Annotated in this window: 28 protein-coding genes; 14 read left to right on the top strand and 14 right to left on the bottom strand. The window is 41.4% G+C overall.

The window, feature by feature from the left end; all coding sequences use genetic code 11:
• Nucleotides 1-26 precede the first annotated feature (26 nt).
• On the bottom strand, nt 27-1889 hold the full coding sequence (locus AC1DO4_RS00565) for a glycoside hydrolase family 13 protein (RefSeq protein ID WP_477411953.1): 1863 nt from the start codon (nt 1887-1889) through the stop codon (nt 27-29).
• Nucleotides 1890-2081: 192 nt separating this feature from the next.
• Here AC1DO4_RS00565 and AC1DO4_RS00560 point away from each other — a divergent pair, with 192 nt between their 5' ends.
• Together AC1DO4_RS00560 and AC1DO4_RS00555 are read left to right on the top strand one after the other, a co-directional pair.
• The gene (locus AC1DO4_RS00560; RefSeq protein ID WP_477411951.1) at nt 2082-2444 is read left to right on the top strand and encodes a hypothetical protein; all 363 of its coding nucleotides are present in this window, start codon (nt 2082-2084) and stop codon (nt 2442-2444) included.
• Nucleotides 2445-2554: 110 nt separating this feature from the next.
• Entirely contained in the window at nt 2555-3085 is a 531-nt protein-coding gene (locus AC1DO4_RS00555) for a ferritin (protein ID WP_477411949.1), read from the top strand.
• 102 nt (nt 3086-3187) lie between these two features.
• On the opposite strand, the gene AC1DO4_RS00550 is transcribed toward AC1DO4_RS00555, so the two are convergent.
• On the bottom strand, nt 3188-3448 hold the full coding sequence (locus AC1DO4_RS00550) for a (2Fe-2S) ferredoxin domain-containing protein (RefSeq protein ID WP_477411947.1): 261 nt from the start codon (nt 3446-3448) through the stop codon (nt 3188-3190).
• Between the two features lie 128 nt (nt 3449-3576).
• Nucleotides 3577-4725 (bottom strand): DUF3095 family protein, encoded by a 1149-nt coding sequence (locus tag AC1DO4_RS00545; protein ID WP_477411945.1) that lies wholly within the window; start codon nt 4723-4725, stop codon nt 3577-3579.
• Nucleotides 4726-4953: 228 nt separating this feature from the next.
• Between AC1DO4_RS00545 and AC1DO4_RS00540 the strand changes: the two genes are divergently transcribed.
• From AC1DO4_RS00540 to AC1DO4_RS00525, 4 genes are all read left to right on the top strand, one after another.
• Nucleotides 4954-5310, top strand: coding sequence for a glyoxalase superfamily protein (locus AC1DO4_RS00540; protein ID WP_477411943.1), 357 nt, complete (start codon nt 4954-4956; stop codon nt 5308-5310).
• 211 nt (nt 5311-5521) lie between these two features.
• Complete coding sequence (locus tag AC1DO4_RS00535) at nt 5522-6097, top strand: thermonuclease family protein (protein ID WP_477411941.1); 576 nt, start codon at nt 5522-5524, stop codon at nt 6095-6097.
• 34 nt (nt 6098-6131) lie between these two features.
• Nucleotides 6132-8573 carry a penicillin acylase family protein gene (locus AC1DO4_RS00530; RefSeq protein ID WP_477411939.1) on the top strand — a complete coding sequence of 814 codons (2442 nt, stop codon included), beginning with the start codon at nt 6132-6134 and terminating at the stop codon, nt 8571-8573.
• Between the two features lie 5 nt (nt 8574-8578).
• Nucleotides 8579-8914, top strand: a complete 336-nt coding sequence (locus tag AC1DO4_RS00525) for a hypothetical protein (RefSeq protein ID WP_477411937.1) — start codon at nt 8579-8581, stop codon at nt 8912-8914.
• Nucleotides 8915-8965: 51 nt separating this feature from the next.
• On the opposite strand, the gene AC1DO4_RS00520 is transcribed toward AC1DO4_RS00525, so the two are convergent.
• From AC1DO4_RS00520 to AC1DO4_RS00510, 3 genes are all read right to left on the bottom strand, one after another.
• Nucleotides 8966-9634 (bottom strand): lipid-binding SYLF domain-containing protein, encoded by a 669-nt coding sequence (locus AC1DO4_RS00520; RefSeq protein ID WP_477404757.1) that lies wholly within the window; start codon nt 9632-9634, stop codon nt 8966-8968.
• Nucleotides 9635-9765: 131 nt separating this feature from the next.
• Nucleotides 9766-10437, bottom strand: a complete 672-nt coding sequence (locus AC1DO4_RS00515) for a lipid-binding SYLF domain-containing protein (protein WP_477411935.1) — start codon at nt 10435-10437, stop codon at nt 9766-9768.
• Between the two features lie 94 nt (nt 10438-10531).
• Nucleotides 10532-11011, bottom strand: a complete 480-nt coding sequence (locus AC1DO4_RS00510; protein ID WP_477411933.1) for a DUF1203 domain-containing protein — start codon at nt 11009-11011, stop codon at nt 10532-10534.
• Between the two features lie 235 nt (nt 11012-11246).
• Here AC1DO4_RS00510 and AC1DO4_RS00505 point away from each other — a divergent pair, with 235 nt between their 5' ends.
• The 3 genes from AC1DO4_RS00505 (at nt 11247) to AC1DO4_RS00495 (ending at nt 14149) form a co-directional block, all read left to right on the top strand.
• The gene (locus AC1DO4_RS00505) at nt 11247-12233 is read left to right on the top strand and encodes a LuxE/PaaK family acyltransferase (RefSeq protein ID WP_477411931.1); all 987 of its coding nucleotides are present in this window, start codon (nt 11247-11249) and stop codon (nt 12231-12233) included.
• 59 nt (nt 12234-12292) lie between these two features.
• The gene (locus tag AC1DO4_RS00500; RefSeq protein WP_477411929.1) at nt 12293-12985 is read left to right on the top strand and encodes a PH domain-containing protein; all 693 of its coding nucleotides are present in this window, start codon (nt 12293-12295) and stop codon (nt 12983-12985) included.
• 183 nt (nt 12986-13168) lie between these two features.
• Nucleotides 13169-14149: a type I phosphomannose isomerase catalytic subunit gene (locus AC1DO4_RS00495; RefSeq protein ID WP_477411927.1), complete on the top strand. Its 981-nt coding sequence runs from the start codon at nt 13169-13171 to the stop codon at nt 14147-14149.
• Nucleotides 14150-14286: 137 nt separating this feature from the next.
• On the opposite strand, the gene AC1DO4_RS00490 is transcribed toward AC1DO4_RS00495, so the two are convergent.
• The 7 genes from AC1DO4_RS00490 to AC1DO4_RS00460 all read right to left on the bottom strand — a co-directional run bounded on the left by AC1DO4_RS00490 (nt 14287) and on the right by AC1DO4_RS00460 (nt 20389).
• Nucleotides 14287-15768 (bottom strand): PAS domain-containing sensor histidine kinase, encoded by a 1482-nt coding sequence (locus AC1DO4_RS00490; RefSeq protein WP_477411925.1) that lies wholly within the window; start codon nt 15766-15768, stop codon nt 14287-14289.
• Nucleotides 15769-16200: 432 nt separating this feature from the next.
• A complete protein-coding gene (locus AC1DO4_RS00485) occupies nt 16201-16854 on the bottom strand; it encodes a DNA alkylation repair protein (RefSeq protein WP_477411923.1) in 654 nt (217 codons plus the stop codon).
• A gap of 4 nt (nt 16855-16858) precedes the next feature.
• Complete coding sequence (locus tag AC1DO4_RS00480) at nt 16859-17323, bottom strand: YciI family protein (RefSeq protein ID WP_477411921.1); 465 nt, start codon at nt 17321-17323, stop codon at nt 16859-16861.
• Nucleotides 17324-17411: 88 nt separating this feature from the next.
• Nucleotides 17412-17711, bottom strand: a complete 300-nt coding sequence (locus AC1DO4_RS00475) for a type II toxin-antitoxin system RelE/ParE family toxin (protein ID WP_477411919.1) — start codon at nt 17709-17711, stop codon at nt 17412-17414.
• Nucleotides 17696-17941 (bottom strand): hypothetical protein, encoded by a 246-nt coding sequence (locus AC1DO4_RS00470; protein ID WP_477404229.1) that lies wholly within the window; start codon nt 17939-17941, stop codon nt 17696-17698. Before AC1DO4_RS00470 ends, AC1DO4_RS00475 begins: the two co-directional genes overlap by 16 nt.
• Before the next feature lie 96 nt (nt 17942-18037).
• Nucleotides 18038-19162 carry a 4-hydroxyphenylpyruvate dioxygenase gene (gene hppD / locus AC1DO4_RS00465; RefSeq protein ID WP_477411917.1) on the bottom strand — a complete coding sequence of 375 codons (1125 nt, stop codon included), beginning with the start codon at nt 19160-19162 and terminating at the stop codon, nt 18038-18040.
• 69 nt (nt 19163-19231) lie between these two features.
• Nucleotides 19232-20389 carry a homogentisate 1,2-dioxygenase gene (locus AC1DO4_RS00460; RefSeq protein ID WP_477411915.1) on the bottom strand — a complete coding sequence of 386 codons (1158 nt, stop codon included), beginning with the start codon at nt 20387-20389 and terminating at the stop codon, nt 19232-19234.
• Between the two features lie 392 nt (nt 20390-20781).
• Here AC1DO4_RS00460 and AC1DO4_RS00455 point away from each other — a divergent pair, with 392 nt between their 5' ends.
• Together AC1DO4_RS00455 and AC1DO4_RS00450 are read left to right on the top strand one after the other, a co-directional pair.
• On the top strand, nt 20782-21777 hold the full coding sequence (locus AC1DO4_RS00455; RefSeq protein WP_477411913.1) for a fumarylacetoacetate hydrolase family protein: 996 nt from the start codon (nt 20782-20784) through the stop codon (nt 21775-21777).
• 13 nt (nt 21778-21790) lie between these two features.
• A complete protein-coding gene (locus tag AC1DO4_RS00450) occupies nt 21791-22684 on the top strand; it encodes a flavin reductase family protein (RefSeq protein ID WP_477411911.1) in 894 nt (297 codons plus the stop codon).
• Between the two features lie 248 nt (nt 22685-22932).
• On the opposite strand, the gene AC1DO4_RS00445 is transcribed toward AC1DO4_RS00450, so the two are convergent.
• The gene (locus tag AC1DO4_RS00445) at nt 22933-24243 is read right to left on the bottom strand and encodes a flavin monoamine oxidase family protein (protein ID WP_477411909.1); all 1311 of its coding nucleotides are present in this window, start codon (nt 24241-24243) and stop codon (nt 22933-22935) included.
• Between the two features lie 202 nt (nt 24244-24445).
• On the opposite strand from AC1DO4_RS00445, the gene AC1DO4_RS00440 reads away from it, so the two are divergent.
• The 3 genes from AC1DO4_RS00440 to AC1DO4_RS00430 all read left to right on the top strand — a co-directional run bounded on the left by AC1DO4_RS00440 (nt 24446) and on the right by AC1DO4_RS00430 (nt 26627).
• On the top strand, nt 24446-24853 hold the full coding sequence (locus tag AC1DO4_RS00440; protein WP_477411907.1) for a LiaF transmembrane domain-containing protein: 408 nt from the start codon (nt 24446-24448) through the stop codon (nt 24851-24853).
• A gap of 401 nt (nt 24854-25254) precedes the next feature.
• Nucleotides 25255-26112, top strand: a complete 858-nt coding sequence (locus tag AC1DO4_RS00435) for a LiaF transmembrane domain-containing protein (protein WP_477411905.1) — start codon at nt 25255-25257, stop codon at nt 26110-26112.
• A 179-nt stretch (nt 26113-26291) separates the two neighbouring features.
• Nucleotides 26292-26627: a DUF4288 domain-containing protein gene (locus AC1DO4_RS00430; RefSeq protein ID WP_295714116.1), complete on the top strand. Its 336-nt coding sequence runs from the start codon at nt 26292-26294 to the stop codon at nt 26625-26627.
• The last annotated feature ends 1 nt before the right edge of the window (nt 26628 follow it).

Below are 26628 nucleotides of genomic sequence, written 5' to 3'. Positions count from 1 at the left end.
TGGTATAAAGCCACTAAGATATAGTTTTAATGAGTAAGGCCGGGTAAAATCTCCAGCACCAATGCCGTTTTGCCGGGTACGGTAAGCTGCGCCAGGTCAACCGGCTCATCGGTAATCACATTTCGGGCTTTTTTGGCATCTCCAATGCGTTCAAAATACCTTTCGGTAGTAGTGGTTTGCTCTTTTTCGCTGCTGTTAAATATAATCATCACCGTTTTTGCCGCATCGTACCTAAAATACACATAAATCCCTTTTTCGGGTACAAACTGCATCAGTTTACCGGTTTGCAGGGCGGTTGTTCCTTTGCGGTAATTAGCCAGTTTACTTACATAGTTATAGGCTTCGTTTTCTTTTTTGCTCCTGCCATCTGCACTAAATTTGTTGTCTTTATCGCCTTTCCAGCCACCAGGAAAATCCTCGCGGACCAAACCATCCGGATCGGAATAGTTTTTCATCAGGATCTCATCGCCATAATATAATTGCGGTACCCCACGCATGGTTAACAACATTGCCATGGCCGATTTGTATTTGGTAAAATCTTCTTTCACCATAGATAGTAAGCGACTCATATCGTGGTTATCCATAAATATGGTATTGCGGGTAGCATCCTGGTATAAAAAATCCTGTGCTATTACAGAGTAAAGGCGACCAACACCATCCGTCCAGCCGTCGTTGCCATTAATCGCCTCATAAATGGCATCCTTAAGCACGGCATCGGTTACACCAGGCAAGTGGGTATCCATACCGCGGTTAACCGTATTGCCTTGTGTAAAAAAGGCCTGGTTAGCAGCCGACCATACCAGGGTTTCGCCAAATATAGAAAGCTTAGGGAATTCGGCTTTAACATCCTGCGCCCATTTAGCCATGTAAATAGGATCGTTATAAGGATAGGTATCCAAACGGAAACCATCTATACCGGCGTACTCTACCCACCAGATGTGGTTTTGAGTTAAATAATTTTGAACGTAAGTATTATTCTGATTCATATCGGCCATCCGGTGGTCAAACCAACCATCGGCCATCAGTTTACGGTCCATTGGCGAAGCATGCGGATCCATCACCGCAGCATCCCTGAAATTTGATTTGGTATAGGTTGGCCACTGGTGTACCCAACTTTTCATCGGCATATCCATAATGGTATAGCCTTCGGTACCGGCATGGTTGTGTACAAGATCTTTAATAACCTTTAAACCCATGGCATGGCATTTCTCTACAAACTTTTTGTACAGTTCATTGGTGCCATAGCGTGGGTCTATCTTATAATAATCGGTAACGGCATAACCGTGGTATGATGCATGCGGCTCATCGTTCTCAATTTCTGGTGTTAACCATATAGCTGTTACGCCCAAACCTTTCAAATAATCCAGGTGGTTCATTATGCCCTGCAGATCGCCGCCGTGGCGGCTATACATCGAATCGCGGTGCACACCTTTTTCGCGCATGCTATCAAAGGAGTCGTTGCTTTCGTCGCCGTTACTGAAGCGGTCGGGCATAATCAGGTAGATCAGGTCCTTACTGGTTACGCCCTGTATCCGGCCGGCAGATTTGTCGCGATTTTTAAGCGCATATTCATAAACAATGTCCTTTTGTCCGGCCTTTTTAAATTTTATCGGGAACGTTCCCGGACGTGCAGATGAAAAAAATTGCAGATCGAGGAATAAATAATTTGGATTTTCGACTTTGTGCACTGCTTTAAGCTTAACACCGGGGTAATTTAAAGTCACATTGCAGCTTGCAATATTGTTGCCATGAACAACGAGCTGAAGATTGGGATTGCTCATACCCACCCACCAAAACATGGGCTCAACACGCTCTAAAGCGGGTATTTGAGCCATAGCGCCCAATGCAAGCATAACACTGCACAAGGTAAAAAGTAAAGTTTTTTTCATATGGAAACAGGTCAAAAAATACAATTGGCTGCGTAACGGGTTTGTGACCAGCATCGGCGTTTCAAATTTATAATAAAATTGATTTGTTGTGCGAAAATTTTAATAATTATTGACGTGGATAAACCGCGGATCAAAAAAAAGTTTAATCTTATTTGGATTAATTATAAACAATGGTGATATTTGCAATATTATATGATTGCAACTCCCACCCTAATAACCCAATGGACTGATGTTTTTGAAACAGCCAAAGGTGCCATTTATCAATGCGACGAAGAGCGCTGCTGGTATGTTGATTTTGCCGGTAAAGTTGCCAGGTTTGATTACCGTTGTTTGCTGAAACTCCGTAAAGCCGTTTATCATATAGATATTGAGCATGCCCTGTTAAACACTACCAAAGATCCGGATGTGGAGATCATTTTCATCTGCGCCTGTGATCATTGCTATGTTTTATCCCTTTTACAGATCATCGCCCTTAAAGAGCTTTTAGAAGGCACTTTTGTAATGCTGGAATTGAACCACATCCTGCATGATCGTTTATGCACCGTTAGTGTATAGTAATTTAGATTAATTTCATATTGCTTTTATATTGAACTAATATAAACTTATTGCGTTAATATTGTATAACCCCGCAGTAACTTAATACATCTATTCAATTTAATCCGATCATGAAAGACTTACTCCGTATAAAAAGCCTTATTTCTACCGAGATAGAAGCGCTTTTAAACCAACAGGTAAAAAAAGAAGCATACTCGTCATCTGTATACCTGTCAATGGCATCATGGTGTAACCGTAACGGTTATGACTTCTCGTCCGACTACTTTTTTAAACAGGCTGAAGAAGAAAGATTACACCAGTTAAAATTTTATAAATACATCCTTGATATGGGTGGCAATTCTATCTCCCCGGAAATTACCGGCATTAAGCAGGAGTACAACTCGTTCCGTGAAGTGTTTGAGGAGGCCTTGGACCAGGAGATCGGCGTTACCAATGCCATCAAAAATATATATGCGCGCTGCATGAAAGAGCAGGATTTTATAACTATGGAGTTTTTAAACTGGTTCCTGAAAGAGCAACGCGAAGAAGAATACAAAGCCCGCCGCGCCCTTGAACTGTTTGATGTTATAGGCGAAGAGGGAACCGGCCGCTGGCAGATTGACAAACACGTTGGCGAGATAAAATATAACGGCGAAGCATAGAAACCTCACCGTACCCTCTCCAAAGGAATACGTTCTGAAAAACAAAAAAAGGTCCTTTTGCTGGTGCAAAAGGACCTTTTTTTTATATAGCCGGAGTTCCTCCTATTCAATCAAATCCATCAGTTTCAATACATCCTTCGCCTTATATTCACTTAACCAGGTGTTGCCGGGTTGAATACTGCAAACCGGGGCAAATTTGCACCTGTCGGTACATTCTGTTTCTATCACTTCAATTTCTTCCTTACCATGATAATGCTTAATGTACGATTTGGCCAGTTTGTACATCTCCTTGCCACCCCTTTTGCCGCATTTACTGCCTGTGCACACGTACAGTACTTTATCGGGTATAGTGAACTTACTCATATCGAGGTATGTTATAACAATGTTAAGCTATAACAAAGTTATAACAATAAAGTTCCATTAAGGTAATTCAGACCGTTGATTTATTTGCTGTAAAGAAGTAGATAACTTTTACATACGATTCTTCTCACTCATTTATTCAGTTTTGCCTTTATCAATTTGGCTGCCATGGTATACCCGCCTTCGGCCCCGTCTACAAAATGGATGTGGCCATCGTCCCAATCCCTTACGTAACATGACATTACCGATTCACGGCTTACATGAAATCCATAATACAACTCACCATTATTCTCCAACTTATTTAAGGCATCCTGCAATGCTTTACGCTGAAATGATGTGCCGGTTATAACCGTATTTATTTTCCCGTCTATCACCAGCGTATCCGACATTTCGACCAGTTTATTCAAATAGTGCTTTCCTTTTTCCATTCGGAAATAAATAAACCCGTATAAATTAGTAAGCCAGGTTTGCATCAGTTCAAAAAAGCGGACCTTTCCCATTCTCACACGTATTTCGGTCTCAATTCTGTCAACACTTATTTTAAGCCTGAGCTTCGCTACCGAAATGGGTTGTCTCTTTTTTGGATCGCCGTAGATCTCGTCGATATGGCAAATGACCTTTCTGAAAACATCGGGCTGTTGGTCTTCATGCAATGCCACAACTAACAGTGAAATTACCTCCTGGGTGTTTTGCGGCGGAGCAATTGCATCCCAGCGGCATTGCATGCCTGTCAGGTCAAGCTCCTCTAATTGGACGGCATAGGCAGGTTTACTGTCATTCCCTTTAATCGTTTTTTCGGCGAAGCTTAAACCATTCCCCAAAACAATGGGAATTGAAAATGCTTCGGACATTCGGAATTTGGCTATCCTTAGTTTATACCCCTGCTCATAAACCTTTTTCACAGGTACGGTACCGGTACGCAGCTCCATTTCAAAATTGGTCATTGTATTATCCCTGTACAATAGCAAGGCGCTCATAACATCGTTAATAATTGAAGAAGGTACAAGGAAAGTTGCGCCATCCCCGCCAAAGAAAAACGGAACGGTTATATGATTTTTTAAAGCAATATTAAGCACCGATACGATGCTGCCCGTGGCGATAAGGTTTACATTTTGAGAGCCACCAGCAAGTACTGCAAGGGTTGAACTTTTAATATCTGTAATAATAATGTGCCAATCATCTGGTACATCCTTAAACAGATCGTCCTTAATAAAAAGCTCGCCAAGCGGGATGTTGTTAACCCGCAGGTTACCATAAAACTGATCATCATTTGTTAACATGATTTTATGAAATATGCTTATCAAACTATGAATATAACCTATTGAACCTTAATACTAAATTAACCTTTTGACACCGGATATTATTGATTTTTTAGAATTACAAAACCGAGTTAAAAGGCGGTCGAAAAAGAACAAAAAAAATTGCATAACCCATAAGTTACCGATAAACTTGAATAACCTATGGGTCTACTCCATGGGCCTTTTAACCAAAAACATAAAACCAAATACATGAAAGCAATTGAAATTATTTCTATCCCGGTTACCGACCAGGTAAAAGCAAAAGAGTTTTACCTGCAGCTTGGTTTCGAAGTCCTGGTTGAGGCCCCTTTCGGTCCCGGCCAGTCGCAATGGATCCAGATGGCCTACCCGGACTCGGCAGTTTCTATTACGCTGGTAAACTGGTTTCCCGAGATGAAAGCAGGCAGCATCCGCGGCTTTGTAATTAAAACCGATGATCTTAATGCTGATATTACCGATCTTACCGCTAAAGGCATCCAATTAGGCAAGGTAGACGAAACCCCATGGGGAAAATTCCTGAACATCAAAGATCCCGATGGGAATGTGGTGAGCCTGCATGAGGATTGATGAGCAAATATACAGATTTCAAATGTGCAGATGACTTTGTCTGATTATTGTCTGAACCGGAATTCATAGAATTAAGGAATTACCAAAATTCCAAAAATTCGTAAATTCGATAAATTCCGGTTCAGAAAAAATTCCCAGTTCAGACAAAAAATCAAAAAAATCCATGCAACATCTGCACATCTGAAATCTGAAATCTGCACATTTGTAACAGATGTTCAAAAAGTATTCCACCTCCCTCCTTGTCATTATCCTTTTTTCCCTGTGGGGATGCAACCGTAAGCCGGATAACCTGTATAAGGTTGTAAAAATTAAAGATGGTGATACCCTTGGTTTACTCAGCAGCGATAACCAGGAAGTGACTGTCAGGCTGGCCGAGGTTGATTGTCCAGAGAAAACGCAGGCATTTGGACAGGCTGCTAAAAAATTCACATCCGATATTTGCTTTGCCAGGTACGTAAAGCTGGTAGGCAACGTGCATGACCGTTATGGCCGCACCGTGGCCCTGGTAATTTTAGAAGATGGCACCAACGTAAATTATGCTTTGGTAAAAAATGGCTTTGCCTGGCAGTATAAACAGTATTCACAAAATGCTGAATTGGCAGGATACGAATTGCAGGCCCGCGAAAACAAACTCGGGCTTTGGGCCGATCCTGATCCTACCGCACCCTGGGAGTATCGGCGCGAAAAGAAGCCGGCTTACCACAAAAGTAAGCCTGATAGCCTCGAAAACAAACCCCGTAAAAAACATTACAGGAAGCGTAAACCAAAGCTTGAAGAAGTATATTAAAACCTTAACTTTATAGGCATTATACCTCACACTAATGAAGTTTATAAAAGCATTTTTATCCATTGCCTTTACATTGACCCTAATTTGGGCCTTACAAACAAAATTTGGTTCGGTGCCCCCCCTGGGCAAGTTTTTAAGTCCGGCGGATGGTTTTTGGCAAAATGCCGAGAGCAAGAATATCTTAACTGCCGGCACATTAAACCTGCCGGGGCTTCAGGCTGAAGTAACCATTAAGTATGACGAGAACCGTATCCCCCACATATTTGCCCAAAACGAACATGACCTGTACTATGCCCAGGGTTATGTAACGGCAACCGATCGTCTTTGGCAAATGGATATCCAAACCCGTAGCGCTGCAGGCAGGCTGGCAGAGATTGCCGGCGCGCAGGCATTGGAGATAGACCGTTACCACCGCCGTATGGGCATGGTTTATGGGGCCGAAAAAACGCTGAAAGCCATGATGCGCGATAAGCCGATAGCTGAAATGATAACAGCTTATTCTGCTGGTGTAAATGCTTACATACACCAGCTTGGACCAAGGCAATACCCGCTTGAATTTAAGCTGTTGGATTATGCTCCTGAAGATTTCAAGCCTATCAACTGCGCATTTTTATTAAAGCTAATGTCCGAGACATTGGCCGGCGGATCAAACGAATTTGCGATGAGCAACATTTTAAAACGGTTTGGGGCCAACGCTACTAATGACCTGTTTCCTGATTATCCCTTCAGGGAAGACCCCATTATCCCTGCAGGCACCAAATGGAGTTTTAAACCTTTGCCTATCCCAAAACCGTCGGCCAGTTTTTTAGCTTCGATGAATGCTAACGCAAAACGGGTAGTAAAAGAAGAAGGCATTGGCAGTAATAACTGGGCGGTTTCCGGCAGCAAAACCGCTAACGGTTATCCCATTTTAGCGAACGATCCGCATTTGAATCTTACCTATCCATCCATCTGGTTCCAGGTGCAGCTTTCCGCTCCTGGTGTAAATGTTTACGGCGTGAGTTTGCCCGGTGCACCATGCGTTATTCTTGGTTTTAATAATAACATCAGCTGGGGTATTACCAATGTTGATGCTGATGTGCTTGACTGGTACCAGGTTAAATTTAAGGATGATAAAAAGACCGAATACTGGTACAATAATCAATGGAACAAAACCAGCCGAAGGGTTGAAGTGATCAATATCCGCGGGCAAAAACCATTATATGACACCGTTATTTATACCCATCACGGGCCGGTTGTTTATGAGGACAAAAGCAAAATAACAGCTCATACCCCCGATTTTGTTCCTGTTGGCGATGCCCTGAGATGGATAGCCCATGATGAATCGGATGAACTGATGACCATGTACATCCTGAACAAGGGTAAAAACTATGATGATTACCGCAAGGCGCTCACTTATTTTAATGCCCCGGCATCAAACTTTGTATTTGCCAGCAGGGATAATGATATCGCTATTACACCTAACGGTAAATTCCCGCTGAAGTTTAAAGATCAGGGTAAATTTATTTTGGATGGAAGCGACCCTGCAAACGACTGGCATGGCTGGATCCCTTTTGACCAAAACCCCACCGTTAAAAACCCATCAAGGGGATTTGTTAGCTCGGCCAATCAATCCTCAACAGATCAAACTTATCCTTATTATATCAACTGGTCGTTTGCGCCATACCAACGCGGCAAGCGCATTAATGACAGGCTTAGCCTAATGCAAAAGGCTACCATTGATAGTATGCGCATTTTGCAAACAGATGTATACAGTGTCCGGGCACACGATAATTTACCGGTACTGCTCGTTTATATTGATGCATCCAAGCTAGACCAAACCCAGTTGGCTGCATTAAATATGGTAAAAACCTGGGACAATAACTTTTCAATAAATTCAACAGGTGCTACCATTTTCAACTCCTGGTGGTTGAAAATTTATAATATGGTCTGGGGCGATGATTTTGCCGGTAAAGACCTGCAGACCAACTATCCTTCGATGGATCGAACCGAACAACTCATCCAGAAAGAACCGGGTTCAAAATGGTTTGATAATATCCATACTCCTGCAAAGGAAAACTGTGCCGATATTATTAACCAGGCTTTTACCAGTGTTGTTGACAGCCTCACCCGCCAATACGGAAAACCAGGTAAAAGGTGGCAATGGGGGCTGGTTAAAAAAATGGAGATCTCGCACTTAACCGGCCAGGAGGCGCTAAGTTCGGGCAATTTTGAATCAGGCGGGACAGGCACTACGGTTAACGCTTTGAACAACGGGCACGGCCCATCATGGCGCATGGTAGTACAGATGGGGCCTATTGTAAAGGGGTATGGCATTTTACCCGGCGGAGAAAGCGGCAACCCCGGTAGCTTTTTTTATGATGATATGTTAAAAACCTGGCAAAACGGGCAGCTTAAAGAATTGCTTTTTATGCAATCGCCTAATGAAAAATCAAATCGCGTCAAAACAACCTTAACTATCAGCAACAAAAAATAAAAACTATGTTATTTCTCATTATACTCATACTTTCATTTGCAAGCGGTTTCTTTTTACCCTGGTGGGTAGTGGCTATCGCTGCTTTTTTTGCGGCTTTTTTTGTGGGCAAAACACCTGGGCAGGCCTTTATATCCGGGTTTGGCGCAGTGTTTATTGTTTGGATAGTTTTAGCGCTCTTCAAAAGTGTTCCCAACGACCACCTGTTGGTTAAACGAATAGCCGAACTTTTCCATTTGCCCTCCTGGGGTTTTATACTGGTAATCAGCGGCATTGTTGGCGGTTTGGTTGCCGGGTTTGCGGCGCTGTCGGGATTGTTATTGAAAAAAGCGCTCGAAAAATAAGTTCATAAAAATGCCCGGCATTGCTGACGGGCATTCGCATGGGCAGTTTTACTATAGTGATCTTAAAGTTTCTTTCARTACACTAACAGCTTCAGATTTGTTTTTCGACGTAGCAAAAATATCTGCTGATGAATTGTTATGTCCATAAAAGTTGGCGTTGGCCGTTTTATCAATAGCCAGGTTTGAGCCATTGATAGTTATCCCGGCAAATAAACCACGACTGCGCGAGTAGGAATATATCTCGGCTTCCAGCTTATAATCGGTGTTAGCAGTAGAGCTGCGCCCAACCGGACCGGCAGCTGCCGATATATCGCCACCAATAGTAAAATCGCCGTTTTTTACTTTGGTGAGCACGCCTTTATGGCGGAACACCAAAACCAGATCGACAGATTGCACCCCTATCTGTAAGCCAAAACTACCACCTGTAAGAGTAACAAATACGGGATCGCTCCACTTTCCATCAGCTAATTTAACCATAGCCACACCTTTGCCGCGCTTGCCGCCAATAGCAAGACCTGCATTAATCAGTTTAGGAATAATGATGATACCTTCATACTCCTGTAACAATTGACGGGGTATGCTCTCCTTCATTTTGCCAAACTCTTTTAACACATTGGCCGAATTATGTAAACGTTCTGTTTCTTTATCTCCCTTTGCAGAGATCAACAAAAAGAAAAGGCTCAGTATTAACGGAACCCTTAAAAATTTCAGTGCTTTCATGGGGTCAAATATTTAATTACAATTATTTCCATTAAATAATCAACCTTAAAAACACACCGTTGTTTTTAAATTATCTGAAAGTTGTGATTGATAGCAAGTATTACTTAAAACACACGTATTTTGTTAGCACTTTAAAAGCCGGCTAATGTTTCTTTCAGCACATTAACAGCATCAGAATTATTTTTTGCAGAGGCAAAAATATCCTGCGATGAATCGTCATTACCGTAAAAATTGCTGTTTGAAATATTATCTATAGCCAGGTCCGAACCATTGACACTAATACCGGCAAACAAACCCCGGCTACGTGAGTAAGAGTAGATCTCGGCCTCCATTTTGTAATCTGTAGTAGCAGATTTGTTCTTGTTAACCGGGCCTGCTGCTGCAGATATATCGCCACCGATAGTAAAATTACCTTTTTTGATTTTGGTTAACACATCTTTATGACGAAACACCAAAACCAGGTCGACAGATTGTACACCTATCTGGAAACCTACGCTGCCACCTGTAAGGGTTACAAAAACAGGGTCGCTCCATTTGCCATCGGCCAGCTTTACCATGGCAATTCCTTTGCCCCGCTTGCCGCCAATTCCAAAACCCGCGTTGATCAGTTTCGGGATAATGACAATGCCTTCGTACTCCTTTATTAACTCTTTGGGAATACTCTCTTTCATCTGGCTAAAATCCTTCAATACGTTGGCCGAACTGTGTATTCTTTCCGTTTCTTTATCAGCGGCCTTTGCCGATATCAGCACAAAAAAAAGGCTTAATATCAACGGGAATCTTAAAAATTTCAATGTTTTCATTGGGGTCTGTTAGTTAAAATGCAATGTTAACAATTAACGTAACCAACTCATAAAACGTGCAGGTGTTTGACAATTAAATTATTTAACCATGACTTTACACCCGTTCAACTTTGCAAATAAAACAACAGGCCTGCGCATTACGGGCATGTAAGTATTCAACCTCCGGGTATTTATCAAAAACCTCACCTATTAGTTCATCAACATCTGCATCGCCAACAAGCCGGGTTAAAACCATCATCTGATCGCGATTATAACCAATGAGCGACAGCGGAAAACTTTGTTTATTAGCCTTAATCTCCGGCGGGAAACGAAATATATCACGATACTCATCCACATCCGTCGCATTTACAAATACCGGGCCGGGCTGGTTATAAGAATTCTCTACCTCAAAAGGCGAATGCTTAAATAACAAACGCTTATCAACACCCTTATTAAATGGTTTTAAGGATATGCGGCAGGGTCCCAACCCCGTAGCCAGTTGTTCCACAACCGGGTTACCAAAATCATCGGTCATGTTTGTTTTTATCTGTTGAACCAAGGCTTTTGAAAGCGGTACTATTTTAAATTTGTTCATAATGTTGTTTTTTTTTGACATATCAAAAGTGCAGTTATCCGTATCGGTTTAAAACCCGGAACTTGCGGAGATTTTGCATGAACCAAACCCTCCGGATTAAAGAATTTTTAGGATTTGTGTATGAATCAGCATTACAGAATTTTTAAATCCGGCTAATTCTTTAATTCTATTTCGGTTCGGGCAATCTACACATCTGAAACTTGCACATCTGCACATTTACCTATCTTTGCATTAAATGAGTCTCCCTAATAAACAACAGGTATTTTCAATAGATAACAAAGAGCAGTTTGAAGCAGCGGCACTGCAGATTTTTAAATACCAGGCCCAAAACTGCGCCGTTTACAAGCAATTTATTGCAGGATTAAAAATTGACCCTGCTAAAATTACCACTGCAGATCAAATCCCTTTTTTGCCCATAGAGTTCTTTAAATCGCACCGGGTGCTCAGCATAAATGCACCGGTCGAGGTGACGTTCACAAGCTCGGGCACTACCGGAATGGTAACCAGCAACCATTATGTAACCGATAAAACCTGGTATGAGGATAGTTTTAAAAATGCGTTTAAATTGTTTTATGGCGATATAAAAGATTATACCGTGCTGGCCCTGCTGCCATCATACCTGGAGCGGGAAGGTTCATCGCTGATTTATATGGTTGATGAGCTGATCAAACTATCCTGTAACCCGAATAGTGGCTTCTTTTTGTATAACCATGATGAGCTTTATCATCAGCTTAAAAAACAACAGGATGCCCAAAAGCCTACCCTATTAATTGGTGTTACTTTTGGCCTGCTTGATTTTATTGAGAATTACCATATTAATTTCCCCGGACTTATTGTGATGGAAACCGGGGGGATGAAAGGCCGGCGTAAAGAAATGATCCGTGAGGAACTCCACGAAGTTTTATGCGAGGGATTTGGGGTTGGCGCCATTCACTCCGAGTACGGTATGACCGAATTACTTTCACAAGCCTATTCAAAAGGCGAGGGTATTTTTGAATGCCCACCCTGGATGAAAATCGTCATACGGGATACCAACGACCCCATAAGTATGTTAACCACTGGTAAAACCGGTGGCATCAATGTGATGGACCTGGCTAATATTAATTCCTGCGCGTTCATTGCCACACAGGACCTGGGTAAAACCTATACTGATGGCTCGTTTGAGGTATTGGGCAGGTTTGATCAAAGCGACATACGTGGTTGTAATTTGCTGATTGCTTAAAACTAATAGGCAATTGAAGTATTATCATTATTTTTGCGGGCATCATAAATGCTAAAAACATGATTGAGAAATTTTTAAACGAGGAACAAGATCCAAAAACGGTTGAAAAAGTTTATTCCCGTTTGGTCGACCTGCTTTCTTCTGGTGAAGAGGTAATATATATTGCTGTTCAGAAAAAACCATTGGTAAATTTATTTCCTGATTGCATAGCCATAACCAACAAACGTATATTGTTTTTTACCCCGGCAAATCTTGGCCTTTCTATAAAGTTTGTTGATTTTGTGTGGAAGGATATTGTTGATGTATACACCAAGGAAGAGATCATTGGCGCTATATTCAGTGTAAAAACTACCAACGGTGCCGAGATGGCTGTTGATTACCTGCCTAAAATACAGGGCCGTAAATTATACCAATATGCCCAGGAACGTAAAGAGGTTGAGCGTGAAGCCCGCCGCCTGCGCGATCTGGAACAAAAACGTGCGGAGTCTGGCTCTATTCAATTTGAAAATCCGGCTGCAGCACATGCTTCAACCGCGCAACAGGTGTACGCTGCGCAAGCACCTGTAGCTGCTTCACAACCTCCGGCACCAGCCCCGGTTGTACCACAGGCCCCTGCCCCAATAGTTCATGAAACGCCAAAGCCTGATGAGCTTACTGAAAAATTGAAGAGGTTGAAAACCCTTTTCGATAATGGTTTAATATCGCAGGAAGAATACAACAATAAAAAACTGGACCTGCTAAGCGACTTTTAAGTTATTTGACATATAAACAAAATAAGCTATCTCAAAAAGGGTCGGCTTATTTTGTTTCGGGGATGTTTGAATTAAATATTGGAAATAAATCAACAATCCTTATTTATTCCAATCAATTATAGTTTGAAAGTTATTTAGGGCTTTTTTAATTTAACTTTTAACTTAGCAGCTAAAATTTAAACGATGTCGGCATTATATCCATTAAAATTTAAAACCATATATAAAGATAAGATATGGGGTGGTCAAAAAATCAAAACCTATCTTCATAAAGATTTTGGAGATCTGCCAAACTGCGGCGAAACCTGGGAAATATCGGGCGTAAAATCTGATGTGTCTGTAGTAGCAGGCGGAGCCCTGGAAGGTGAATCACTTGCCGGTTTATTGGAACAATATAAGGAGGAACTGGTTGGTAAAAAGGTTTATGATCATTTTGGTAATATTTTCCCGTTACTGGTGAAGTTTATTGATGCCAATGACGATCTATCTATCCAGGTGCACCCTGATGATGAATTGGCCAAAAAACGCCACAATTCCTTCGGTAAAACCGAAATGTGGTATGTTATTGAAACCGATCCCGGATCGACACTGATTGCCGGCTTCAACCAGGAACTGGACGAGCAAACTTACCTCGATAAGCTGAACAGCGGCCATATCATGGATATTTTAAATAAGGAAGATGTAACCGCCGGTGATGTTTTCTTTTTACCTGCCGGCCGTGTACATACTATTGGTAAGGGTTTACTAATTGCCGAAATACAGCAAACATCAGATATAACTTATCGTATTTATGATTTCGACAGGGTTGACGACCATGGAAACAAACGCGAACTGCATACCCAGGAAGCCCTTGCAGCCATTGATTATAAGCATTATCCTGAATATAAAACCAAATATAAGCCCGAAAAAAACGAGACTGTTAAATTGGTAAGCTGCCCTTACTTTACCACCAATTTGTTGGATTTTGATAAAAGCACTTCAAAAGACTACTCTTCGCTTGACTCTTTTGTGATTCACGTTTGTGTTGAGGGTGCTTATAACGTAACTTATAATGGCGAAACTTATCCTGTTAAAATGGGCGAGTGTATATTGCTGCCAAAAAGCATAGATAAGGTTGAGCTGGAAACCACCGGTGGCTTTAAAATACTGGAAAGCTACATTGAATAACAAAGGCTATATAAGTATAGGTCTTGAGCTATCAGGGTCTATACTTATAATTTTTTTTTCTGATCGCTCCTTCCCCTTTAAATTGATTAGTTTTTCTGCACCTTTTTTTGCTTCATATACAAATTGTATAATTATTGTTATACAAATCTGATAGTAAACTTTGTACCGATATTTACTGTACTGTCTACCTTAATAGTGCCGCCGAGTGCCTCTATCTGGTTACGGGTTATAAACAAACCAATTCCTTTAGCATCAGGGTTTTGATGAAATGTTTTATACATGCCGAAAATTTTATCACCATAGCGCTCCATATCTATACCCATCCCATTATCCTCAAAAAACAGATAGATATGATTGCGGTCTTTCAATGTGCTGCATTTAATAACAGGCTTCCTTTCCGGATCGCTGTATTTTAAAGCGTTGGTAAGCAGGTTTTGCAGAATGCTCTCCATATAAGCCGGGATATAGCTTATTTGCGAACATTTACTAAAATCAAATTCTATTGTAGCATCAAGCGCTTCTATATTGCTTTTAAGCGCCGATAAGATGTTTTTAAAAAGCGTTTCGAAGTCGATTACCGTTTTTTCATTGGTAATTTCGGTTTGTATCGTAACTATTTCATTTAAGTGCTCAATGGTAGCGCTTAGGCTATTACTTATGGATTTAATATGCGAAAAAATCTCTGACCTGTCTTCTTCAACTGCGGTATCATCATATAAATTTACCATAAACTGCAAATTACCTGTATGCGACCTCAGGTTATGAGATACTATATAAGCAAAGTTTTGCAGCCTCCGGTTTTGATCTGTCAGTAAATTTAATGAGGATTCCAGCGCGAGTGTTTTTCGCCTTTTATTGTCAATGTCCTGGATAATGCCGCGTACCGTTACACATTTACCAAAATCATCAATAATAGGTATTCCTTTAACCCTCACCCATATTACTTTATTTTTTGCTGATCTGAAAAGTAATTCCAGCTCATAAGGCTGACAAAATTCGATGGTGTTATCAATAGCATTTTTTATAACCGGGCGATACTGGGGTTCAAAGAAACTTATAGCTTCTTCAATTGACAGTTTAACGTGGTTTTGCAGTTCATAAATATTATATAACTGGTTTGATAACCATAACCCCATGGTAGCAGTATTGATTTCCCAGCTACCCAATTTAGCAATTTTAACAGTCTCGTTGTAAATCAGATCATTATGCGCGGCCTGTATTTGAACTTGTTTAAATTGATTGATATTGATAACAGAGCCGTAAATGATCTGTCCGGTTTCGTCACTATATTTTTTTACAGTACTTTCAAACCAGTGATAGCCCGATGCTTTGGTTAACAGTCTTATTTGTAAAGGTTTAACAATACCGGATGGTTGATCATTTAAAGCCACCAAAAAAGCTGGCTTATCCTGGTGGTAAAGCAGGTGTTCAAAAAACATGTGGTTTGAGCATTCTATTTCGCCGGGTTCGTACCCCAAAACTGTATAAAACCCCGATGACCATTTAATATTTTTAGTTGTAATATTATACTCCCATATACCGGCATTAATATTATCAATAATTTGAGCAAGATGCTGCTTGCTATCATCAGAAAATTTATGCCCTTCAGAAAAACTCATACTATAAACAACCTTTTCTTTACTTATTTAATGACGCATATCAATAATAAATTATGTGCCACAATTAGAAAACAACCCTATTTACAACCTCTGGTTGTTTATGTTTTGCTGAACCTTTAAATTTTTTTAATAATTATGGGATTCCAAATATAGTATTTGATATGATATAAACTACTCAAATACTGATAATTACAAAATAAATTTATAACTTAAAATTCGATTGATTATGACAATAATATGTTAATATCATCTGATTTTGTAGGCTTAGTAAGCCATTTTTGAATGTTTAAACACGAAAATCGTTTTTTTAAATGTTTTTAGGGGATTTATTTAAAAAAAATCCAAAAAATGGAGATTTACAAGTAAAAAGTTTAATTTTTTTTAGTTTTATCCCATATTTTCAGGGATTTTTTATGATATTATTGATAAATATTACTTATTTATCAATTCGGCTAATGCATTACTGCCAATCCATTTTGCCGACTTATGATTTTGCAACAGCATACGCCGGGAGGCGGCTATTGCTTCGGCTTTTAAAAACTCATTCTTTTTACCAATTTGCCTTAAGGCCCAGTTCACTGCTTTTTTAACAAAGTTACGATTATCCCAGGCCTCGCGTTCCATGATAGTAAAAAATGGTATAAATGTTTCATTGGGTGCTTTTTTGTTGTGCATAGCATATTCGGCCATTAAAACAAACCCGGCCCGTTTTACATATTCTTCTTCGCAGCAGCTAAACTCAATAGCTTTGGCAACTGCAAATGGCGTGCGGTCGAAAAGATTGCCGCAAACCTGGTCGCAAAGATCCCAGGAACAAAAACCTTTTGTCCAGCTATCCATTTGCTCTTCGGTAACTAAAGCAGGATCATCTACCAGTGAGGCCATAATGCGGGCCTCGTGAATACCTGTATCCCAAAGTTCCTGGGCCAGGGTATGATCCTTTTTTATCGTTTTGGCCAGCTTACGCAAGTCGGGGATCTTAACACCAAGCGCACTTGAATTGTCAATTCCAAAGCGTAACATGCCGGCAAGATAGGCAGGGTTAGCCTTTTGTTTTAGCAGCCCGATAACATTGGCAGTTTGCATTAATTTAATCAACAACGCTTTTACGTTCAATGGTATGATGAATCCTCACCACTTCCATTAAAGCAGCGCTGCCATACCACGGGTGTAACTCCATTACCAATTCGCCGGCTTTTATTGCCGGGTCGGTTTCAGTTAATTTTTTAGCTTCTTCAACGCTTTCTACATTAAAAATAAATATTCCCCGTATAGGCTGATCATCCAAAAACGGACCAGCAACAATTAATTTACCTTCGGCAGCCAGCTTCATAATATTTTGCAAGTGTGCTTTTTGCAACTGAGCGCTTGCAACCGAGTCTTTGATTTGCGTAGGTCCTTCTTTTAAAAAAGCCATTACATATTTTTTCATCCCATACTTATCGGCCCCTAATTTTTTAGCCAGTGCCCCATCGTAAACAGGTTTGGTTGTAGTTTGAGCCAAGCAGCTAAAACTTAGTGCAAGGATTGCGATTAGCAGACTGATCTTTTTCATGTGATTAAGCGCTTATTCATATCAAATATAGGCTATTGTTTAATAAACAAAAAGCCGGGCTATTCACCCGGCTAAATAGATATAGATCTTAAATATTCGTTTTCTTTTGAGGATGTTGTCTGTTATCAAAAAAATTTAGAAGGATTATCTTATCGTTTTCAACCCTGTAAAACACTGTATTATGCTTAGTAATTACAAACCCCCGAATTTGTTTTTCTTTATTCTCCAATGCTCCGATTTCTGGATTCTGAGCAATAATTTCAATTATTCGATAAGTTTTAATGACAAAATTTCTTGCTACATTATGGCTCCAGTCACTTTGCTGGTATGCAATAATCTCGTTAAACTTAATACTGGCTCTGCGGTTCCATATTATTGCTTTAGCCATTTTTCATGTTGCTGTTTTACCTGCTCATGACTTATTAAATTGTTTTCATCGAAGCTCTCATCATAAGCTGATAATAATTCTTGCTTTTCAGTTTCGCTCAGATTGTTCCAGAGATTGCCCGTTTGATCAGTATTTAATCGTTGTATCAGCTGATAATAGTCTTTTAAAAGCTGTTCATCATCAATAGTATCTATTAGATGATGAAAATCCTCTTTTATATTCATGTCCATGATTTATTAAGTCAAATTACAAAAATTTATTTAATAACAAAAACCGGGCTAAAGCCCGGCTAAAATAAAGTCTCAAATCTAACCCCTTATATCTAATTAAAGATTCCCCCTCAAATCCTGTTCGCGCTCAATAGCTTCAAACAATGCCTTAAAATTACCTGCTCCAAATGATTTGGCACCTTTACGCTGAATGATCTCAAAGAAAAGCGTAGGCCTGTCTTCAATCGGTTTGGTAAAAATCTGTAGCAGGTATCCTTCATTATCCCTGTCAACCAAAATACCCAGCTCTTTAAGTGGACCAAGATCTTCATCTATATGACCAACCCTGTTTGTTAGTTCATCATAGTAGGAATTGGGTATAGTTAAGAATTCAACACCGCGACTCTGCAATTCAGTTACCGTTGCTACAATATCATGCGTGGCAAGGGCTAAATGCTGTACACCTTCGCCTTCATAAAACTCAAGGTACTCCTCAATCTGCGATTTCTTTTTGCCTTCTGCCGGCTCATTGATAGGGAACTTAACGTAGCCGTTACCGTTACTCATCACTTTGCTCATCAGGGCCGAATATTCTGTCGAGATCATTTTATCATCAAACGTCAAAATATTCTTGAAACCCAGTACTTCCTCATAAAAGTTAACCCATTCATTCATTTTATGCCAGCCCACGTTGCCTACACAATGGTCAACATACAATAAACCTGTCTCAGTGGGGTTATAGGTGGTTTCCAGCTCTTTATATCCCGGTAAAAACAAACCTTTATAATTTTTTCGCTCAACAAAAAGGTGAACGGTCTCGCCATAAAGCTTAATCCCGCTGGTGCGTACCACGCCATTTTCATCCTGGAGGGTTTGTGGCTGCTGGTAAGGCTCGGCACCGCGACTTGTGGTTTGCTCAAAGGCATCATAAGCATCATCAACCCATAAAGCCAGTACCTTTACACCATCACCATGTTTCTTAATATGCTCAGCAATGGGATGGTCAGAATGTAAAGGAGTAGTTAACACCAGCCTGATCTTTCCTTGTTTTAAAACATAAGAGGCCTTGTCGCGAACGCCGGTTTCGGGGCCGGCATAAGCCAGCGTTTGAAAACCAAAAGCACTTTTGTAATAATGGGCGGCCTGCTTGGCGTTACCCACGTAAAATTCAACATAATCGGTACCGTTAAGCGGTAAAAAATCTGTCGCTGTTACTTTTTTATCTATGGTTTTTGTGTGCATTGTTTTTTTAATTAATGGATTAGCGGGTTAGTGATTAGGCTGTGACGTAGCCCCCTTTTGGCTTTCGCCTTATTCTTGCCAGCTTTTATAATAATTCTCATCCTCAATCTTAACAGCATCTTCTGTCAGCATTAGCGGGCGGAAGGGATCAATCATTACGGCCAGTTCATCTGTTGATTCTTTACCGATCGACTTTTCTACCGAACCGGGATGCGGCCCGTGCGGAATACCACCGGGGTGTAGGGTGATCTGTCCTTTTACTACGCTTTTGCGACTCATGAAATCACCATCTACATAATATAAAACCTCGTCGCTATCTACATTGCTATGGTTGTATGGTGCAGGGATTGACAAAGGATGATAATCAAACTTACGGGGAACAAAAGAGCATATCACGAAATTATTGCCCTCAAAGGTTTGGTGTACCGGCGGCGGCTGATGCAGGCGCCCGGTTATTGGTTCAAAATCATGAATAGAAAGCGCCCATGGATAATGAAAGCCATCCCAGCCAATAAAGTCAAAAGGGTGGGTACCGTAAATGTATGGATAAATAAGTCCCTGTTTTTTAATCAGGATCTTAAAATCGCCGTGTTCATCATGGGTTTCCAGGTCTGTAGGCCGCTTAATGTCGCGCTCGCAATACGGCGAGTGTTCCATCAATTGCCCATACTGGTTGCAGTAACGTTTTGGCGGGCGGATGGGACTAAAACTTTCTACAATAAACAAGCGGTTTGCTGTAGTATCAAACTCTATTTGGTAAATAGTACCACGGGGTATCACCAAATAATCGCCATACCCGAACTTTATATTGCCAAACCCGGTTTTTAATGTCCCTGTCCCTTCATGTATAAAAACTACCTCATCTGCCTGGCTATTTTTGTAAAAATAATCAGTCATGCTTTTACGGGGGGCCGCCAGCGAAATATGCAGGTCGTTGTTTACCAGTACCGGTTTTCGACTTTGCAGGTAATCATCTTCGGGCTCGATATTAAAGCCAATGAGGCTGGTATGTTTCAGATGCTTTTCGCGCACTATTTTAGGTTCCACACTGTAAKGCTCACCTAATGATTTTACAATAGTAGGTGGGTAAGCATGGTAAACCAGCGAGTAAAGGCTCGAAAAACCCTCAGTAGAAACCAGCTCTTCGGCATATAACGTACCATCGGGCTTACGGAACTGCGTATGCCGTTTGGGCGGAATAGCTCCTAATGTATGATATACAGGCATGGTGTTTTAATTGATTGAAAATAAAACGTTTAAACTATCCGGATAGTTTCACAAGCGTATCAAAAACGCCGGGAAACACATAAATAAACCGCTTTAAAAAAGGTTTATTGACAATTAGAAAGGAAAAAAGAAAGAATTTAGTATTGAGCCAATACTATCTTGGCAAGCATAGCATCCCTAAACGATGATGCATCGCTCATTGAGGTTAGACCGAGGGAAAATAAAAAATGCTTTTGTATGCTCATGATTTGTGTTATACGAAGTTAGGTGGAATTATTTTAATTTGAAAATATTGGAGAGTAGTTATAATAAATTACCATCAGTTTATTTATTAATCTCCAAATTTTCAAATAAACAATTGTTAGCTTTGAAATAACCAACTACCTCAATGTATGAAATTAGTATCCTATAAAACCGAAGACCGCGAGCATTTAGGCATTTTTATAAACGGCCACATTTATAACCTCAACTCGTGCGATAAGCTGATCCCCGATAATATGAACGAATTTTTGTGGGGCGGTGATGAGCTGATGGATCGTGCCAGGCGGGTTCATGAAGCCATAAGCTCGGGTAAAATGGAGGCTAAAGAAGAATTGTTTTTTGAACTGATAGCTCCCGTGCCGCACCCGGCATCGTGCCGCGACGGATACGCCTTCAGGCAGCACGTAGCCGCCGCCCGCCGCAACCGCAAGGCAGATATGATACCCGAGTTTGACCAATACCCCATATTTTATTTTACCAACCATAATGCCATACAAGGCCCCGGCGAAATTGAGTGCATGCCAGATCATTTTAATAAACTTGATTTTGAACTGGAGATAGCCGTGGTACTAAACAAAAAAGGCCGCAACATAAGGGCTGCCGATGCGGATAGCTTTATAGCCGGTTATATGATTATGAACGATATGAGTGCCCGCACCCTGCAAATAGAAGAAATGCTATTGAACCTTGGCCCGGCAAAAGGCAAGGATTTTTCAACCGTAATAGGCCCCTGGCTGGTAACGCCCGATGAGCTTGAAAAATATAAGGTAGCTGCCAAACCAGGCCATACTGGTAATGCCTATAATTTAGAGATGAAATGCGGGGTGAATGGCAAGCAGGTATCCGCAGGCAATATGGCCGATATGGACTGGACCTTTGCCGAAATCATTGAACGTTGTGCCTACGGTTGCGATGTGCTACCTGGTGATGTGATTGGATCTGGCACGGTTGGTACCGGATGTTTCCTGGAACTTAACGGAACGGGATTACTGCATGAACCCCACTATCAACCCCAATGGCTTAAAGCTGGCGACCTGGTAGAGATGGAAATAACCGGTTTGGGTATGCTGGGCAATATCATCACCAAGGCCAAGGATGATTTTTCGATTTTGGGGTTGAAGAAATAAGCCCCCAGGTAATATGCTATCCATCAATATAAAAGATCTTACAACTTTAGAGCTTCAAAACTATCTTAATCATGCGGTGGCCCCGCGCCCCATATGCCTGGCATCAACTATTGATAAGGATGGCAATGTTAACCTGAGCCCGTTTAGTTTTTTTAATGTTTTTAGCATTAACCCGCCCTTATGCGTGTTTTCGCCATCGCGCAGGGTACGCGATAATACCACCAAGCATACGCTGGAAAATATATTAGAGGTACCGGAATGCGTGATAAATATTGTTAATTATGATATGGTGCAACAGGTCTCATTATCAAGCGTGGAGTACCCTAAGGGGGTAAATGAGTTTATTAAATCGGGTTTAACCCCGGTAGCCTCTCATTTGGTAAAACCGCCAAGAGTGGCCCAATCAACAGTACAGTTGGAGTGCGTGGTGAATGATGTAATAAGCCTGGGCAAAAGTGCAGGCGCCGGAAATTTGATTTTGGCCGAAATAAAACTGATCCATATCAGCGAAAGTATTTTGGGGGCCGACGGAAAGATAGATCAGACAAAAACAGACCAGGTAGCCCGCCTTGGCGGCGATTGGTATTGCCGGGTAACTAAGGATAACCTTTTTAAAGTAGCTAAACCAAACGTTAAAATAGGTATTGGGGTTGATGCTTTGCCATATGCTATTCGCAATTCGAGGATATTAACCGGGAATAACCTGGGCCAGTTGGGCAACCTGGAGCTGCTACCCACAGATGAAGCCATTGAAACCTATGCACTGGATCCCGAAATAAAAGAACTGCTTGATGCCACCATTGGCGATAGCAAAACCCGCGAACTGCAATTGCATTTAAAAGCCAAACAACTGCTTGAAATGGACAGGGTTGAAGAAGCGATGATGGTGTTGCTGATGGGAGGTTAGATGTGCTGATTACAAATGTGTAGATTTCAGATTTCAAATGTGCAGATTTCAGATGTGCAGGTGATGTTTTGATTGTACGATTCTTATCTGAACCGGAATTTTTCGAATTCATGGAATTATTTGAATTTTAAGAATTCTGTCGCATAATCTAAGTTTGATAAAATTCTGTTCATTCTTTAATTCCAAAAATCCCGGTTCAGACAAAATCTGCACATCTGAAATCTGTAATCCGCACATCTAACCTTTCTTTATTTAAAATCCAATATCCTTTCTGCCATTCTTAAGCCACTGGTAAGGGCGGCTTCAACGGTACCCATGGCGATGCCTTCGTAAAGGTATTCGCCGGCGAAGAAGATGGTATCCCGTACGGGTTCGCACAAAATATTTCGTGATTGGTTGGCTTCTACGGTATCATATGCGTAGGAGCCGCGTGTGTATACATCTGCTGTCCAGTTTACTACATGCCAGCTGAGGAGGCTTTCTTTTAACTGTTGTGGATCGCGCGTAAAGATATTTGCTAATGATTGCAGGCTCTGCGTTAATATCTCTTCATCTGGGGTATCAACTTTTTCACCTGCTTCGGGGCCGCCAAGCCAACCGGTTAACAAGGTTGTATGATTGGGCACCTGTGTCCACCAGGTGGGGATCTGTTCGTTGCTGAACAGGAAACCCATATTTTTCAGGCTCGTAACCGGGAGTTTTTTTGTTTTCACTTCCTCCCAAAAAGCTTTATCAAACTCCAATAATACTTTAATCACCGCACCAAAACCCAGGGTATTTACGGCTTTGATGTAATCAGGTATTCCCGGATCAAAATTTATCGCTCCCACGCCATCTTTGGCGGCCTGTAAAACACCCAGGGGCAATGCTACAAGTAATTGCCCGGCGGTATAGGTAATACCTGCGTCGGTGGTTATTTTTACCTGGTGTGGCTGCCAGTCAATATGTTGTGCCACAGCATTTAAATAAATATTTCCCCCGGCCTGAACCAATTCATCTGCCAGGAATTTAACCAGCCTGATATATCCGCCCTCGATACGATACTGCGCGTTTTCATCCTCTGATTGCCATTCTTTTCTTAACGAAAATGCGCTTGCCTTCCCAGGGTCGGCATTGTCATAGCCCGAAACATATTTCCTTATCGACTCCCTTAAACCCTGGTATTCATCACCCTTAAACTCCTGCATCAAAAAGTTGCTGATATTGGTGTCCTGCTGCAAGGCGTTAAGCTTTTCTATCAGGAGATCCCAGTGTTCAACAAAACTTCCATCGTTTTTAAAGTCACCGTCGTCGTATCTCCACATAGATGCATTGGCATGACGATAAGCTATACCAGCCTCATCCAGAAGGCATTGCGTAACAGGCAGATCGCCATGAATAAACTCGGCGCCCATTTCTAAAGGTTGTTGGGTTGAACCATATTCCAGCGTATGAATGCGGCCCCCTACCCGGTTGCGGGCCTCCAATACGGTTACCCGTTTGCCCGATTTTGCCAGCGTACGGGCAGCCATCAATCCTGCCGCACCGGCACCAATGATAAGTATATCGGCATCTGTCATAATCATAATTAGCTAAAGCAATATAAGCATTTACGGGCGATTAAGCGGCATAGTTTCGACCTCAAAGTTCCGGTAAAATCCCCATCCGTTTTCACCGACAAAATCCTATTCCTTACCGGGTAGTTTAGCCCCAGTCGCCAATATAGGCTTGCCAACGCCTTTGTACCGCCGTACTTTTAGGTATAATTTAAAACTCAAGACGATGAACAACGATATAAACACCACCATTAATACCCCAAACAACGGCAAAGCTGCTGCCGGGGCAATTTTATTGGTAATAGGAAGTATATTACTGATAAACGAATTTAACATGTTTTTTATACCCGACTGGCTGTTTAGCTGGCCGATGTGGATGATAGCATGGGGCACCTATATGGCTGCCAAATACAACTTCAGGAAACCATCATGGATAATTATTATTGCGATAGGTGTAGCCTGCTTAATTGATAACAACATCCCCGGTGCCGACCGCATAGTTTGGCCGCTTGCCATCATGGGCTTTGGTACCTGGCTGGTATTAAAACCACGCAAAAATAAAGAAGAAGAATATACTTTCGGCGAGCCTAAAAAGCCATTCAATTTTGATAAAACCGCCGGGCCGGAAGTGTAATTGATTTAATAGTTTGATTTAAGGGAGGGCCCGTATAGGTTCTCCCTTTTTTGCGGGTGTTCGTTTTTTTGTTCGGGGTTTACATGCCCGGACGCTTGTTTTTTTGTAAGATCCGAACACTGGCAGGATCTTGTCAGTGATGTTGACGAAACCAGTATACCTGCTGCTTATTCCTGTTAAAAAAGTCCGGTTTTATAGTAGTTTTATACAGGTTTTGATGATAAATGAGCGAGTTTTATTCAACTTTAATCTACTTTTATGTAATTAATATATCACCCTCCAATTTTTTCACCGACAAAACCTCCCCCCTCACCGATTTCTTTAAATACATCACCAGTTTTTGTTTGGCTCAACTATAATGTTACCTTAGTTTTGGATATGATTTAAAATGCATATAACAAATGAACAACGATATAAATTCTCCACAAACCCCTAATAAAGGCAAAGCAATGGCCGGCATTATTTTGCTTGCCGTTGGGGGGTTACTGCTTATAAAGCAGTTATCATTCTTTTTAATCCCCGGCTGGCTGTTCAGCTGGCCTATGTGGCTTATTGGCTGGGGGCTGTATATTGGTGCCAAGCATAATTTCAAAAATTCATCATGGGGTATACTGGTGTTTTTAGGTGTACTTTTTTTATTCAATAATAATATAGACGATGCCGGAAAAGTTGTTTGGCCGATAGCGCTCATCGCTTTTGGTTTCTGGCTGATTGTACGTCGCGGTAAACACGGCGATCCACAATGGGCCAGGAACAAATGGGAAAAAGATTTCAATTGGACTAAAACCGAAAAACCAAAGTTCGACTTTGATAAGGTGAACGACCCTGTGGTTGATTATACGGTAAAGGATAGCGACGATATACCACCTAAAGACCCTTTTACCCCTCCGCATACCCCACCATTCGGGCATCATAATGGGGATGATTACCTTGATACCGTATCTGTTTTCGGCGGGGTAAACAAAACCGTTTTATCAAAAACCTTTAAAGGCGGCGAAATAGTGAACATTTTTGGCGGCGCCGAAATTGATTTTACCCAGGCCGATATTGAAGGCCGGGTGTACCTTGACATCACCCAGATCTTCGGCGGCACCAAAATTATTGTGCCCTCCAACTGGCAGGTAGTGTCAGATCTGGCTGCGGTGTTTGCCAGTGTGGATGATAAAAGGATAAAAAGCACCGCATCAAACGTTAACGGTAAAATACTGGTGCTAAAAGGAGTTTCCATTTTTGCGGGGGTTGATATCCGCAGTTATTGAGGAGCCCCACCCAAACCCTCTCCGCTGGTTAGCGGAAGGGCTTAAGAAAAAGTCTCCCCTACCGGGGGAGATTTAGAGGGGGCTGGAGGGGGCTTAGATATTTAAAAACAAACAATACCCCAAAAACTCCCCGCCAACCAGCGGGGGAGATTTAGAGGGGGCTTAAACATCATACAATCATGAACTGGTACGTAGCAAAATTAGTTTTCAGGGTAATAAGCGGCGATGGGGATCATCAGGCGCAATTTGATGAACAGTTGCGCCTGATAAGTGCCGAAACTGAATTAAATGCCTTTGAAAAAGCTAACAAGATTGGCCATGCCAACCAGGATAGCTTTAAAAATATAGAGAAACAAACCGTTAAATGGCAGTTTATTGATGTGGCCGAATTAAACCGCATTAACGAACCTACCGATGGAGCCGAACTGTATTACAACATTCACGAAACGCCGGATGCCGACCTTTATATTGCCTGGGCACACCATAAAGCGGCGCTGTTGGGCATCAGGAATTAAT

The organism is Mucilaginibacter sp. P5_A6, assembly GCF_056400585.1.
The sequence above is the reverse complement of the archived record's forward strand: the minus strand, read 5'-3'. Positions and strand labels throughout refer to the sequence as shown.

What these genes read in the sequence shown, in the direction of transcription:
- AC1DO4_RS00565 (WP_477411953.1), bottom strand. Translation starts at nt 1,889, where the DNA reads ATGAAAAAAACTTTACTTTTTACCTTGTGCAGTGTTATGCTTGCATTG.
- AC1DO4_RS00560 (WP_477411951.1), top strand. Translation starts at nt 2,082, where the DNA reads ATGATTGCAACTCCCACCCTAATAACCCAATGGACTGATGTTTTTGAA.
- AC1DO4_RS00555 (WP_477411949.1), top strand. Translation starts at nt 2,555, where the DNA reads ATGAAAGACTTACTCCGTATAAAAAGCCTTATTTCTACCGAGATAGAA.
- AC1DO4_RS00550 (WP_477411947.1), bottom strand. Translation starts at nt 3,448, where the DNA reads ATGAGTAAGTTCACTATACCCGATAAAGTACTGTACGTGTGCACAGGC.
- AC1DO4_RS00545 (WP_477411945.1), bottom strand. Translation starts at nt 4,725, where the DNA reads ATGTTAACAAATGATGATCAGTTTTATGGTAACCTGCGGGTTAACAAC.
- AC1DO4_RS00540 (WP_477411943.1), top strand. Translation starts at nt 4,954, where the DNA reads ATGAAAGCAATTGAAATTATTTCTATCCCGGTTACCGACCAGGTAAAA.
- AC1DO4_RS00535 (WP_477411941.1), top strand. Translation starts at nt 5,522, where the DNA reads ATGTTCAAAAAGTATTCCACCTCCCTCCTTGTCATTATCCTTTTTTCC.
- AC1DO4_RS00530 (WP_477411939.1), top strand. Translation starts at nt 6,132, where the DNA reads ATGAAGTTTATAAAAGCATTTTTATCCATTGCCTTTACATTGACCCTA.
- AC1DO4_RS00525 (WP_477411937.1), top strand. Translation starts at nt 8,579, where the DNA reads ATGTTATTTCTCATTATACTCATACTTTCATTTGCAAGCGGTTTCTTT.
- AC1DO4_RS00515 (WP_477411935.1), bottom strand. Translation starts at nt 10,437, where the DNA reads ATGAAAACATTGAAATTTTTAAGATTCCCGTTGATATTAAGCCTTTTT.
- AC1DO4_RS00510 (WP_477411933.1), bottom strand. Translation starts at nt 11,011, where the DNA reads ATGAACAAATTTAAAATAGTACCGCTTTCAAAAGCCTTGGTTCAACAG.
- AC1DO4_RS00505 (WP_477411931.1), top strand. Translation starts at nt 11,247, where the DNA reads ATGAGTCTCCCTAATAAACAACAGGTATTTTCAATAGATAACAAAGAG.
- AC1DO4_RS00500 (WP_477411929.1), top strand. Translation starts at nt 12,293, where the DNA reads ATGATTGAGAAATTTTTAAACGAGGAACAAGATCCAAAAACGGTTGAA.
- AC1DO4_RS00495 (WP_477411927.1), top strand. Translation starts at nt 13,169, where the DNA reads ATGTCGGCATTATATCCATTAAAATTTAAAACCATATATAAAGATAAG.
- AC1DO4_RS00490 (WP_477411925.1), bottom strand. Translation starts at nt 15,768, where the DNA reads ATGAGTTTTTCTGAAGGGCATAAATTTTCTGATGATAGCAAGCAGCAT.
- AC1DO4_RS00485 (WP_477411923.1), bottom strand. Translation starts at nt 16,854, where the DNA reads ATGCAAACTGCCAATGTTATCGGGCTGCTAAAACAAAAGGCTAACCCT.
- AC1DO4_RS00480 (WP_477411921.1), bottom strand. Translation starts at nt 17,323, where the DNA reads ATGAAAAAGATCAGTCTGCTAATCGCAATCCTTGCACTAAGTTTTAGC.
- AC1DO4_RS00475 (WP_477411919.1), bottom strand. Translation starts at nt 17,711, where the DNA reads ATGGCTAAAGCAATAATATGGAACCGCAGAGCCAGTATTAAGTTTAAC.
- AC1DO4_RS00470 (WP_477404229.1), bottom strand. Translation starts at nt 17,941, where the DNA reads ATGGACATGAATATAAAAGAGGATTTTCATCATCTAATAGATACTATT.
- hppD (WP_477411917.1), bottom strand. Translation starts at nt 19,162, where the DNA reads ATGCACACAAAAACCATAGATAAAAAAGTAACAGCGACAGATTTTTTA.
- AC1DO4_RS00455 (WP_477411913.1), top strand. Translation starts at nt 20,782, where the DNA reads ATGAAATTAGTATCCTATAAAACCGAAGACCGCGAGCATTTAGGCATT.
- AC1DO4_RS00450 (WP_477411911.1), top strand. Translation starts at nt 21,791, where the DNA reads ATGCTATCCATCAATATAAAAGATCTTACAACTTTAGAGCTTCAAAAC.
- AC1DO4_RS00445 (WP_477411909.1), bottom strand. Translation starts at nt 24,243, where the DNA reads ATGACAGATGCCGATATACTTATCATTGGTGCCGGTGCGGCAGGATTG.
- AC1DO4_RS00440 (WP_477411907.1), top strand. Translation starts at nt 24,446, where the DNA reads ATGAACAACGATATAAACACCACCATTAATACCCCAAACAACGGCAAA.
- AC1DO4_RS00435 (WP_477411905.1), top strand. Translation starts at nt 25,255, where the DNA reads ATGAACAACGATATAAATTCTCCACAAACCCCTAATAAAGGCAAAGCA.
- AC1DO4_RS00430 (WP_295714116.1), top strand. Translation starts at nt 26,292, where the DNA reads ATGAACTGGTACGTAGCAAAATTAGTTTTCAGGGTAATAAGCGGCGAT.